Origin of the sequence: Rahnella sp. ATs2 (assembly GCF_051851855.1) — a bacterium.
Lineage (GTDB): Bacteria > Pseudomonadota > Gammaproteobacteria > Enterobacterales > Enterobacteriaceae > Rahnella > Rahnella variigena.
Window position 1 is genome coordinate 126387 of the sequence record NZ_JBLYPL010000016.1, and the last position, 11757, is coordinate 138143.

Sequence of the window (11757 nt, forward strand, 5' to 3'; positions counted from 1 at the left end):
ATCAAGCTCCCTTATTTTCGTCGGTCAGTGATTCTGAAATCGCAGACAGCGGACGTGCGGGCGTGCGGTGCTGGCCCGGACCACCGTGGTCAACGCTTTCGCCTTCATGCGCCTGCGGACCCTTACGGATCAGACGCATCATGTAGCCGTAACCGACACCAAACACCGAGCAGTAAATGACGATGAACAGGATCAGGCTGACGCTCATTTGCAGCACATTGTGGTTGGATACCGCATCTTTGGTGCGCAGCAGTCCATAAACCACCCACGGCTGACGCCCCATTTCAGTGGTGATCCAACCCGCCAGTAACGCCAGCAGACCGGAAGGCCCCATCAGGAAAGCAAAGCGCAGGAACGCTTTGGAGGTATACATTTTGCCGCCACGACGCAGGATCAGGCTCAGCACACCCAGCAAAATCATCAGCATGCCCAGACCGGCCATGATGCGGAAGGTGTAGAAAATAACGGACGAGTTCGGACGATCTTCTTTCGGGAAGGATTTCAGCGCCGGGATCTGATGCGTCAGGCTGTGCGTCAGGATCAGGCTGCCCAGATACGGGATTTCAATCGCGTAACGGGTTTCTTCACGGTTCATATCGGGATAGCCGATCAGCACCAGCGGGGACGGTTTATTGTCTTTATTTTCCCAGTGGCCTTCGATGGCAGCAATTTTGGCTGGCTGATATTTCAGGGTATTCAGACCGTGCGCATCACCCAGAAACGCCTGAATTGGCGAGACGATCAACGCCATCCACATTGCCATCGACAACATGGTACGGATGGCTGGCGTGTCGCGACCGCGCAGCAAATGCCACGCTGCAGCAGAACCCACGAAGAACGCAGACGCCAGGAACGCGGCGGTGGTCATGTGCATTAAGCGGAACGGGAATGACGGGTTGAAGATAATTTTCATCCAGCTGACCGGAACGACCAGATTGTTAACAATCTCGTAGCCCTGCGGGGTCTGCATCCAGCTGTTCGACGCGAGGATCCAAAACGTCGACATCAGCGTACCGAGCGCCACCATGCAGGTAGAGAAGAAGTGCAGGCCAGGGCCGACGCGGTTCCAGCCGAACAACATCACGCCTAAGAAACCGGCTTCCAGGAAGAATGCGGTTAACACTTCGTAGGTCAGCAGCGGGCCGGTAATACTGCCGGCGAACGAGGAGAACATGCTCCAGTTGGTGCCGAACTGGTACGCCATCACCAGACCGGAGACCACGCCCATACCGAAGTTAACGGCAAAGATTTTCGACCAGAAATGATACAGGTCGCGGTAAGCCTCTTTCTTTGTTTTTAGCCACATGCCTTCCAGAACCGCCAGAAAACTGGCAAGCCCGATGGTGATTGCGGGAAAAATGATGTGAAAAGAGACGGTGAAGGCAAACTGGATCCGGGCCAGTTCTAGCGCATCAAGACCAAACATAACAACCTCTTTTTGTGTGTCAGATAACCCTTCCAGACGCTGGCACCGGTACGGGAACCGGCGATGTCGGACATTCGCAGGTGAAGTCTTGAATGAAAGGGCAGTACAGCTGGGGTTTCGCGAGGAATGGATTTAACCACAGTGGGAGAAGGCATTAACAGGGACGGTCACGGGAGGGAATTACTGGCTGAAACACTTTCCTGGCGGGTACGGAGTGAGGCGGGACAAAACAATTTTCGATGTCAGAAGGCGTGAGAGGGATTAACCATAAAAAGAGGAAGGTTATGTTGTTGCATTGATCTGGATCAAAGAGTTTTGATGTTTTCCAAATGTAATTACCCTGCATCCGGTAATGATTTGTTGTGTGCAAAATCGGTAACAAAAAGGTTAAATCGGGCAGGGCATCAGCGCATTCTTATTTTTAATGCAATGTAAATTTATGTCATCGGTTTTGGCAAAAACCGCACCTGATCAGGTAATGTTTGTAGCATTTGTTTACATTTGTGTGGCGTGAGGTGGCTATATGAGGAGGTGTATTAACAAGAACCCAGCCGTGATCAGCCACAGTAATCCCACGGTTAACATTGTGCGATGCAGAAGTTTACGTGCGCCTTGCCAGCGGGCTTCAAGCGGGAGGTCGGACCTTTTCTGACAAGCCACAGTTGTGCCATCCCCTCATCAAAAAACTCAAGGTCATGGCGGCTGATGAGCAGGACGAACAGTTTCTCGTCAAGCCACAAACGCCAGCTCCCTAGGTGAATTTGCATAATTTTATTGGTTATCAGGGGGGCTGGCATAGCAACTCCTGATAGTGACCGAGTGCCCGGATGTGTGCAGCAGAAAATACCACCTAAGGCCGTTGTGTTCGGATATGAGCGATCGCCTGTTGTGCAGTCTGAGATCCGCCTTCTGCCATTAACCATGCCGCGGCGATAGTGACGCTGCGTGACAAGCCTAACGCGCAGCAAACCAGAACGGTGTCATGTGAATGCTTAAGCTGGGTCAGCCGGTACACTGCTTCTTTGAGTTGCGCTAAATCTGGTTCACCTGACCATAGCTGAGAAAAAACACTGGGCCCAGTACGAACAGCCAGCATAGCCCCTGTTTCCAGGGGCTGGCGGTCTGCGCCGGTATTGCAATGTCAGCCATGGGATTTTCTTACCGCCAGAGATACGGTGAAAATGCCAAACTCATCAATAAGCTGATGAGATTTTTCAAAACCTGCCTGTTCTACGAGGGCGTCCATTTCGCCCTGACTGCGAACGCGCATTATCCACGGGATGCCGTTCTGGTGACTGGTTAAGGTATACGCGATGGTTTTTAGCTGCGGATGCCACGGCTGACCGGTATAAATCAGCATACCGCCGGGTGGTATCGCTGCGGCCAGCCCGGCCAGTGAGTTTCTGAGTAAATCGTTATCTGGGAATAATTCGTACAGTCCGGAAACGATACCCAGCGTCGGTTTGGGCTCGAGTGACGCCAGAGAGTCGTAGTCGAAAGCATTGCCTTTCCTGAACTGAGCAACGTGGGAAAGCCCGCGCTCCTCTATCATTTTTATGCCTTTTTCTACATTGATATCGCTGTAATCGCGCAGCAGAATGTTTTCAATCTCCGGTTGATTTTGGAGTGCATCCAGTACATATCGCCCATGCCCGGCAGCAATATCCAGGATGCGTACTGGCATATCACGCTCAAGTAATTTCCCGATAGCCTGTCCGATCATCTTTTGAATATGAATTTTGCGTATCCGTATACCCCGCCAGCCAATACTGTTGAGGTAGACCCGGTCAATCATTCGCCCTAAAACACCCTTGCCTTCAGCAACATTGCGGTAGACGTAATCAAGCGTGCTGCCTGAGTCAAATCCAGTTTCATACCCTAACTGCATGCCCTTTGATTGTCGTCCGACCGTTTTCATGCCGTAACTCAGCATCCGATAGAACATGCCTTCTGGCGTGCCTGCTTTCAAGGGTGCCTGCAAATCACGATAAGCATCCGCGCCGGGGCTCCAGCAGTCTTCATCTTTGTAGTCAAACGGCTCTTGTTTTTGATTGTAAAGTCGGGTGACGAAACTTTTGATTTTATCGAAGGCAATATGGCGTTCTTTTTCACCTAATGTGTCGTGGTAAAAACCCGGCAGAATGTGTTGCTCTTTAATTTTACTGCGCAGACCGGCGTAAAATTGCTTCTGTGGTTTTGTGTGAACGACAAAATCGTCGCCCGAAATCAGCAACTGAGTCGGCAGGGTAATGGCAGAAGAATCACTGACGATGCGGTCAGCCGTTTTGTACAAATCCAGTAAAATATTGACGGCAATCTGGCGGGTGATCAGTTTGTCCTGATCAAAATTCGCGTTACGTTGTGGATCGTGTGTCAGGAATTTTGATTTGACGTAAGAGTTAACGTAAAACAGACCGCGCAGGCGCCGCATGAATGCCAGTCCGGTTCGGGCGAAAGGCACGTACAGTTTGACTTTGAAGGCCGGGGAAGCCAGCACGACACCGCGAATTTTCGGCGCATAATCATGCACCCACGTAGCAACCAGCACGGCGCCCACGCTTTGCGCGATCACCACAATATCTTCTGCTTGTACCCCTGCGTCTTTTTCAACAAAACGGACAAACTCATCAACGTCCTGTACGGATCGGGCAAGGCTCGGACTGTATCCGCGTTCACCGGGAGACTGGCCGTGCCCGCGTGCGTCCCAGGCATAAAAATCGGTATCATGCATCGTCAGTTCATTCACTATATGCTGCAACCGGCCGGAATGTTCGTGCCCGCGGTGAAATAAAATAATCACTTTCTTGCCAGCACTATGCGTCGCCGGCCAGTGGCGAAAGTACAACGCTTCACCATCGCCGGTCGAAAAGGTATTTTCCTGATATTGGCGAATTTCCTGATTCATGTGACTTTCCTTGTTGTTTTATTCTGCATAATGAAAAACGTGTGAATATAGCGTCGCAGCACGCGCCAGAGTTTTTTAATACACGCACCTATCCATAGAAATAATTAAAGAAGTGGAAAAATAACGGTGCGGTATAAATCAGAGAATCCAGCCGGTCGAGAATGCCACCGTGACCGGGCAACAGATTCCCGTAATCTTTCACGCCGACGTCGCGTTTGATGGCAGACATCACCACATCCCCGCAGAATCCGCCAAAACCGATGATGAGGCCCGCAGAGAGAGAATGCAGACCATTCATCGGGGTCAGCAGCGGGCCAAATATCCCCGCCAGAAGTGTTGTCGTGAAGATGCCACCCGCTAAGCCAGCCAGGGTTTTATTCGGGCTGACCGTGGGCGTGACCTTGATTTTCCCAAACCGTTTGCCCCATAAATATTGAGCAATGTCGTTGATTTCAGTGGCAGCGACCAGAAAGACAACCAGCAAAGCACCCGCGCTGCTAGTGTTACCTGACAGGGTTAGTAAATATGCCACGTGGCTCAGCGCAAAAACGGTGGTCATCATTCCCCAGTGCATGACCGCAGCAGAGTTCAAAAAACCTTTAGTGTCGCCGATCATGACCATTCTGGCAGGAAGCAACAGTAAGACATAAATCGGGATAAAAATAATAAACATGCCGTACCATGACATTCCAACCCAGATATATTGCAGCGGGATCGCCGCATACATCCATAAAAGCGGAATACGGTCAGAAAGGCGGGTAGGGGCGAGTGTCAGATATTCTTTGAGTGATAAAAAACTGACAAGGCCAAAGAAGCTTAACGCTAACCATTTTGGTGACAACATGGCTAATGAAAAAACAAAAATGATCACCCACCAGCTTGTGATCCGTTGTCTTAATTCAAGCCAGTCACGTTGTGGTTTGCGTTTAATTAATATGAATAAAATGAAGGTAGCGAAAAGTAAAATACCAAAAATACCTGAAAGGCAATATTGCAGCGTTTGAGCTGAATCAGACATTCATTACCGCCACGGCTTCACGACAGCGATTAATGCATGTCCAGATCAGTAATAATGCAGCGACGATTAACACCACGTTGAAGATATATAAATACTGAGGCCACAACGCAATGCCAAGCCCTGACGTACCAAATAAAAAGGCACGGTCACTTTTCCCAAGTGGGCCGCGATAGTCTCTTTTACCGGTCAGTGTCTGCGTGAGAATGCCGCAAAATTCGCTGAACCATGACAACAGCACCACGACGACCACAAGCTGTGGCGAAACGCCGGTCAGAAAGGCAAAAGCGAGGTAAAGAGCTGCATCAGAGATAAGGTCTCCCGACTCATTGAGGATCGCGCCCAACGGAGTTCTTTGATTGAATTCGCGAGCCAGCATGCCATCAATGGCATTCAATGCCATGCGGAAAAACAAAAAAATCGGCAGTGAAATATACAGAACGGGAAAAGGGAAGAGCATCAATATTCCGCCCAAAACGACAGAGCTGAACATAGCCACAAGTGTGACCTGATTGGCTGTCACGCCCCGTTGATGGAGTTTTACGACCAGGGGTCTTAACAGATTTTGGAAGGGGGGTTTCATGTCGTAAAGCGTCACTGTGTGGCTCCTGCCCTGGTGATGAATAGTCGTGAGGAATGACGCCCGAAGGCGTCATGGTAATAAACGTTCTACCAGTTCGAAAAAGGCATCTTCGCCAAATGCGCCGCCCGGTCCGGTGAACGCATTGGCAGGGCGCCAGGTCCAGTGTCTGTTTTCACCTGCCTGCATAAATAACCGGCACAAGACAGTGGCCCCGCCTTGCGTACATAGATTGGCTTCCACACAGCCTGTCACTCCTTGCCCGTATAAAAATACCGGCGTGAACTTAACTTTCCGGTCTTCATACTGCAGCTGAATACCCGGCACGCTGAACGATTTTCCTCCGATCAGGCATTCAACCAGTGAGACGCTGGTGCTCTCCACCCTGATGCCGGTGTCCGTCAGCCACTCTTCTATGTTTTCCTGAAGTTCGCTCATCCGCTGGCGGAACTCGGCGATATCCGCCTGACCTTTATTATCAAATGAGCCGCTGCGGGGCTGGCTGTCTTGCAGCTTTTTTAGAAACCGTTCTTTTGCTGACATACGTCCTCTGTAATTTAAAATGGCTGACGTCATCACACCTTCTGATGCTGTGATTCATTTCACTCAGGCAAAGTAAAAACACACACGTTCTGTTGCCACTTTCCGTGGTCACAATCAGAAATGGACTGGCTAAACTGACCCAGGAAACTAATTACACTGTCACCACTGCTAAAGCTTATTTTTCCCGCTTTAATTAGCGCTTCGGGCCTGTCATCGATAAAAATATTTTGCGAGGAAAGCGAGGCCAAAATACGCTCCGGCAGACTTGCTGAGATTTCGGAGGGTTGATACCCCTTTTGTTTTAACCATCGCTGAGCCTGCATCCGGGTGGATATATCGGGTTGATAGGTCTGAGCGAATGATTCCAGCAACCAGCCATTTGAGTTCTGGTAGTGCCAGAAATAGGGATAAGCCACCAAACTGTAACGGCTATCGTGAAGACGTTGTGCCTGCCGTGGCTCGCTGAGCATTACTTTTGCCCGTTTCTGGAGTTCAGGAGTGGGGCGCAGAATAGCAATCTGCTTCCCTGTCAGGTCGTCGCTTAAGAATTCATAAACCCCCTGAATATAGAGCGCCGAACGTGACGTATTACAGATATTCAGATTGTGTATCACCTGCCAGTTGCCGTCGGCCTTTTTACTGGCCCACGCCGCATGAGAATATTGAATATTGTATTTCCCCAAATCCTGTCCCTGACGTACCAGAATGACAATTTCATCTGAACGTGAATTCAGCTTGTTTTTTAAGGCAACAGCATTCGCCATGGTTTTTGAGACGTTACTTACCTCAGGCTGAATATCTGATTCACAGGCCGAGCTGGCAGCATAAGCGGGAAGGGCTAAACAACACATTAAGGAGAGGCTGTAACAGAGGGTTTTCACTGTTTTTCTGCCATCGGCACACTTGAGGACAACCCTTCATCACTGGCATTGCGCATATGGGCAACAGGTTTTCCTTCTTTCTTGAGCACTGCACCTTCTCCCTGCGGTGCTGGTTCAAGAGTAAGGTGATCCCCGGCTTTCAGTTTGGCATCCTGCGCCATTTTATCGGATAGTTTGAGTTTCACAGTTTTCGTATCAGGCGTTTCGGTTACCAGGGTGGCAGTCTTCTCTCCCTTGCTGTATTCCACGCTTTTAAGTACCAGCGCAGCGGGTAATAAAACCGGGGAGAGGATCAGACCGCTGACCACAACCGAACTTCCGGCGCTGGCCAACGTTCCGGATAACATATACACGGTTGAGCGTTCATCTGCATGGGCACATGTGCTGCCGGTCGTCAGTAAAGCGACCAGGGTGATGCTTAGAATTTTGTTCATAAGGAAACTCAGATTTAAAAACGCATCGGCTGATGCGTATCAGGGTTGAGGTTGGGCATGATCCGGGGTGGACGTCAGTAATGCATACCGGTTAAGCAATTGCGTGAACTGATTATCCGTTTGCATCACCATCTGCGGCGAAACATCTTTATTTTGCTGTTTATCCTGCGCCAGTTTACGCAGCGATTCCTCCACCGGCGGCGAGCTGTTCAGCGCCTGCTGGATGGCAAATACGGAGGATTTCAGCTGCGAGACGGTCATATATTTACCGCGCTGCTCATCCAGCCCGTTTAATTTATCCGCCAGTTGCTGCAACTGGGTATTGGCCTGGTTCCAGCCATCGAGATTTTCCAGCGGAACCGCGCTGGCGTTCATATGCTGTGACCAGTTTTTTGCCAGCTGCTGAGTCGCCGGGTTATCCGGCCACAGCGTTTGTGTCTGTTTGACCAGTTGCGTTCCGGTGTCCAGTGGCCAGCGAGGAGAGAGTTTTGCCAGCTGGTCGACCTGTTTTTGCATCGCTGCAATCAGCGCGGGTGCTTCACGATTGAGCATATCCGCCTGCTGAGATTTCAGCGTTTCCAGTGCCTGCGGGCTAAGGGGTTTCGGGAGAACCGGCAGCATTGCGGTCAGTTGCATTGCGGCCTGCGGACGATAGAACGCATGGATGCCCGCCTGAAGACCAATGCCCGCCAGCGCCGTGATCGCCACACCTGCAATAAATCCCTTCCACTGGATTATGCGTTTTACCGGCGGGGGCGGGGCGATCACCACCTGGGATTCGGCGGCCTCAGCTTGCGCGACATACACCCATTGTTCTCTGGGCGCGTTTTCTGACGGAGTTTCTGCCTGAACTGCCGCTGCGGGTAGCACTACGGCCGCATCGGTAGCGGCGTGCATATTTTCCAGACGGACGGCGGCACCGTGCATAAACGTGCCTAATGCGTCGAACTGGCTGGCGTGTTTCAGTTCCAGCCGTTGCAGCACATCACACAACGACGTGATCAGCTTTTCGGCCTGATAAATCGCAGGTAGATCGCGATACTCCAGCGTCATGGTGCGCAAAGATTGCTGAAGCCGCTGGCTCAGACCGGTCAGAATTTCCATCCGGGCATGAACCGGCAACGGCCACAGCGCAGGCCACTGACGGGAGATCAACGCCTCAAGGATCGCCAGACCTTCATTGAGGCCCGTCAGGCCAATAAGCTGAGTTCTGGCCTGCGTATACCACGACGCAGTTTGCAGCTCTATGCCGTTTTGCTGAAACAGGTTCAGGCACAGCTGTTCTACCTTTTTCCAGTCAACATCCGGACGGGCCGGATGCGTCAGTTTACTCAGTTCTTCGCGCAAACCGGCGTAGTCAGCCAGCGCACGCGGATCGCCACCGGTGCGCAATTGGCGTTCAATAGACATAATCGTTTTCCTTAACTGACGTAATTCTGTTGTTTCATATGACGCATCAGCACGCGGCCTTCCGGCATAAACTCTGTTCCGAAACGCACCAGCCCAAGGTCTTTCAGTTCAGCGTCGATGGCGTACTCAAGATGCCCCGGCGTGAACTGTGGCAGCAATATCACATTGATTTTTCTCAGGCGGGGCTCATATTTGAGTAACGTGCCGGAAAGCGTGGTCAGCAGCGAGTGCGCCGTGCCGGGCATCCCTTGCAGGATTTTGCTCATGTCCGGCAAGCCGTAATCGGGCAGGTGCGTAAGCGTGCCTGCGCGACAGTTAAGAATGCGCTGCATGTTATCAAGCACGGAGAGGATCACCTGATTCTCTTCGCTGACGTTGTGCAAATCGAGGCCGCCGGCAAAGTTGCCAGTGAGGATTTCATAAAGAGAGGGGGATTTTGAGTTCATTCGCGGTTAAAGTCCTTTCTTAAGCACAAAGCACTGCCGCGCGCGCAGGATCAATGGAAACCAATCCGGCGAGTAGCGTGTCCATTTCGAGGATGAGTTTTGCTTTATCAGTATCGCCACGCTGGAATTGCATTCTCAGCAGTTTGAGTCGTCGTGCTTTTACTTCAAACAGCAGGGTCGGCTCCCATTGCTTCAGCGTGAGGCTATTTCCTGTGCTGTCCAGTTCTCCAAGTAAGTGGAGTGCCATTTCATTTTTTCCATATTGTTCAGCAACACGAGCCATGAGCAGCCGTATTAGCCAACGCTGGCGGGGTGTAGTGATCCCCGGGCGAATCTGCAACCAATTGAGTGCAGCTTCAATACCTTCACCGTCTGCCTGCGCCAGTGCTTCGGTTTCAAGCTGAAGAACATCTTCATCGCCACTTGCAGAGACTGCATTGGGTTCAGATTGCCATCGCCCGTCATTGTCCTGAATATCACGAGCGATCCAGCCTGCGGTCACTTCGTCGGCAAAGGGTGTGCCGTCACTGTAGGCGAGCGTTTCGAGTCCCGGTAAACGAAGCAACAATAACCGCAGATCCTGCTCGATAAATTCTGCCAAGCTATCATAAGGCGCCCCCGATTTGCTGAGTGCCTGGTGCAAGTACCATTGAATATCCAGCCAGAAATGGTTCACGCCTTCAGTAAACATCCTATCTGCATTTTCCAGTAATTCGCTCCAGCTTTGTTGCAGATACAGGCGTTTGAGTTGGGCACGGTAGTCAGTACGGGGTGGTACCAGGCGAGTACAACCTTTAGCGTCCAGCGGAGGGAGTTGGTCGACGGTGTCCCAGCGTATTGTAGTCATCAACCGGTGTCCTGATAGCCAGCCTTGTGGCTGGTCTCGCAGGTACTGAGCTAACGCCTTAGCCTGATCGAGTAACTCACGACCAGACTTTATTACCTTTAATGTCGGCATGTCCGGCGATATGGAGTGCGAATCAGACGTTGACTGACCGCCGCTATTTTGCGGAACAACGGCATCGAAGCCACCAGACTGAGCCAGTCGGGATTCAAGGGCATCATAAAGACCGCCCAACTGTGGTCGGTTTGCGTCTTCCCATGATGTAATAACGTCTTCAAACAGGGTGAGTGCAGCCAAAATGCGTTCAAACTTTGGCTTATCGACTTCGGGATACAGCGAAAGGCTGTCGAGGACTTTACTGCCTGCCAGCCACTCCATAGCAGCCCGCCGGCTATTTTTTCGTGATGGCAACAACTGGTCACCATAGCGAGAGACCAGTCCGCTCAACAGTTCCAGCCCTTCGGCCAGACCCGATTCGCCGTCGCGATGCAATCGTGCCCAGAGATAATAAGTGGCTACCCTTACGTCTTTGCATACAGTGGTCAGTAATTTCTCCGCCAGCTGGCATACCAGTTCAGTATCCGCGCCTGAAAGCTTATTAACCTCTTCACGCATACGTTGAAAGTCATCGTCATACCCGGGATCTTCACCAGTTGCATTATCGCTGCTAACCGGGTTTAGCCATTTTTCCCACAGCGCTGTTTGCACTTTGGCCTTTTGCATCAATATATCTGGGTTTTCCTGTGGGCATAGCGCTAACAGGGTGTGTAATGTGGCCATGGGACATTCCTTTTCGTTATGGCATTTTTAATGTGGCGTGGCTGGGAAATACAAATTTCTGGATTAAAAATTGAAACCTTTTCAAACTCTACTTCGGAGTTGAAAACTCCTATTTCAACAATGGCTATTGTTTTCTAGGATGAGCAATAGTCCATATCTGTGGTTTCTTTTCAACGTAGAAAGTAAATCGATGAACGCTTTTAGTTGGTTAAAGTCTCTTTCTCCGGCCAGTTGTACAATTCTTCCGGTAATCCTTTCGGGAAAAAACCTTCCGGTGGGACATCGATAAATTCGCCTCCAACCCGGCGGATAAGAGTCCAGCCGGTTTTTGCCCACTGAGATTCCAGCCAGCGATATTCCTTTTCACCTGTTTCTGAATCCACCCAGTCACTGCGTTGGGTACCTTGTCTCGCTGAGGCCGGTTGACCATAGTCTTCAGGAATAAATCTTGCTGGTGAAAAATCAATATCCGGCAAATAGAAACCTGTCTGCG

The 11757-nt window shown here is 50.9% G+C and carries 11 protein-coding genes and 2 pseudogenes; all 13 read right to left on the reverse strand.

Annotated elements, in window-relative coordinates:
• Position 1 precedes the first annotated feature (1 nt).
• Complete coding sequence (locus tag ACJY2G_RS17800; RefSeq protein ID WP_095925805.1) at positions 2-1426, reverse strand: cytochrome ubiquinol oxidase subunit I; 1425 nt, start codon at positions 1424-1426, stop codon at positions 2-4.
• Positions 1427-2004: 578 nt separating this feature from the next.
• Entirely contained in the window at positions 2005-2223 is a 219-nt protein-coding gene (locus tag ACJY2G_RS17805; protein ID WP_430319337.1) for a hypothetical protein, read from the reverse strand.
• 53 nt (positions 2224-2276) lie between these two features.
• Positions 2277-2447 (reverse strand): annotated as a pseudogene (locus tag ACJY2G_RS17810) (dual specificity protein phosphatase family protein); the annotation flags it as partial.
• 120 nt (positions 2448-2567) lie between these two features.
• Positions 2568-4331 (reverse strand): bifunctional alpha/beta hydrolase/class I SAM-dependent methyltransferase, encoded by a 1764-nt coding sequence (locus ACJY2G_RS17815; protein WP_430319336.1) that lies wholly within the window; start codon positions 4329-4331, stop codon positions 2568-2570.
• 88 nt (positions 4332-4419) lie between these two features.
• Positions 4420-5349 carry a phosphatidate cytidylyltransferase gene (locus tag ACJY2G_RS17820; RefSeq protein ID WP_430319335.1) on the reverse strand — a complete coding sequence of 310 codons (930 nt, stop codon included), beginning with the start codon at positions 5347-5349 and terminating at the stop codon, positions 4420-4422.
• The gene (locus tag ACJY2G_RS17825; protein ID WP_430319334.1) at positions 5342-5944 is read right to left on the reverse strand and encodes a CDP-alcohol phosphatidyltransferase family protein; all 603 of its coding nucleotides are present in this window, start codon (positions 5942-5944) and stop codon (positions 5342-5344) included. The genes ACJY2G_RS17820 and ACJY2G_RS17825 overlap by 8 nt, the downstream gene beginning before the upstream one ends.
• A 54-nt stretch (positions 5945-5998) precedes the next feature.
• Entirely contained in the window at positions 5999-6469 is a 471-nt protein-coding gene (locus tag ACJY2G_RS17830; RefSeq protein WP_430319333.1) for a hypothetical protein, read from the reverse strand.
• Positions 6470-6528: 59 nt separating this feature from the next.
• Positions 6529-7350, reverse strand: a complete 822-nt coding sequence (locus tag ACJY2G_RS17835; RefSeq protein ID WP_430319332.1) for a DUF2145 domain-containing protein — start codon at positions 7348-7350, stop codon at positions 6529-6531.
• A complete protein-coding gene (locus ACJY2G_RS17840; RefSeq protein ID WP_120163354.1) occupies positions 7347-7784 on the reverse strand; it encodes an STM0539 family protein in 438 nt (145 codons plus the stop codon). Before ACJY2G_RS17840 ends, ACJY2G_RS17835 begins: the two co-directional genes overlap by 4 nt.
• A gap of 39 nt (positions 7785-7823) precedes the next feature.
• Positions 7824-9194 (reverse strand): VasL domain-containing protein, encoded by a 1371-nt coding sequence (locus ACJY2G_RS17845; protein ID WP_430319331.1) that lies wholly within the window; start codon positions 9192-9194, stop codon positions 7824-7826.
• A gap of 11 nt (positions 9195-9205) precedes the next feature.
• Positions 9206-9640, reverse strand: a complete 435-nt coding sequence (gene tssE / locus ACJY2G_RS17850; RefSeq protein ID WP_430319330.1) for a type VI secretion system baseplate subunit TssE — start codon at positions 9638-9640, stop codon at positions 9206-9208.
• Positions 9641-9659: 19 nt separating this feature from the next.
• Complete coding sequence (tssA, locus tag ACJY2G_RS17855; protein ID WP_430319329.1) at positions 9660-11264, reverse strand: type VI secretion system protein TssA; 1605 nt, start codon at positions 11262-11264, stop codon at positions 9660-9662.
• 200 nt (positions 11265-11464) lie between these two features.
• A pseudogene (locus ACJY2G_RS17860) lies at positions 11465-11757 on the reverse strand (type VI secretion protein ImpA); the annotation flags it as partial.

What these genes read in the sequence shown, in the direction of transcription:
- ACJY2G_RS17800 (WP_095925805.1), bottom strand. Translation starts at nt 1,426, where the DNA reads ATGTTTGGTCTTGATGCGCTAGAACTGGCCCGGATCCAGTTTGCCTTC.
- ACJY2G_RS17805 (WP_430319337.1), bottom strand. Translation starts at nt 2,223, where the DNA reads ATGCCAGCCCCCCTGATAACCAATAAAATTATGCAAATTCACCTAGGG.
- ACJY2G_RS17815 (WP_430319336.1), bottom strand. Translation starts at nt 4,331, where the DNA reads ATGAATCAGGAAATTCGCCAATATCAGGAAAATACCTTTTCGACCGGC.
- ACJY2G_RS17820 (WP_430319335.1), bottom strand. Translation starts at nt 5,349, where the DNA reads ATGTCTGATTCAGCTCAAACGCTGCAATATTGCCTTTCAGGTATTTTT.
- ACJY2G_RS17830 (WP_430319333.1), bottom strand. Translation starts at nt 6,469, where the DNA reads ATGTCAGCAAAAGAACGGTTTCTAAAAAAGCTGCAAGACAGCCAGCCC.
- ACJY2G_RS17840 (WP_120163354.1), bottom strand. Translation starts at nt 7,784, where the DNA reads ATGAACAAAATTCTAAGCATCACCCTGGTCGCTTTACTGACGACCGGC.
- ACJY2G_RS17845 (WP_430319331.1), bottom strand. Translation starts at nt 9,194, where the DNA reads ATGTCTATTGAACGCCAATTGCGCACCGGTGGCGATCCGCGTGCGCTG.
- tssE (WP_430319330.1), bottom strand. Translation starts at nt 9,640, where the DNA reads ATGAACTCAAAATCCCCCTCTCTTTATGAAATCCTCACTGGCAACTTT.
- tssA (WP_430319329.1), bottom strand. Translation starts at nt 11,264, where the DNA reads ATGGCCACATTACACACCCTGTTAGCGCTATGCCCACAGGAAAACCCA.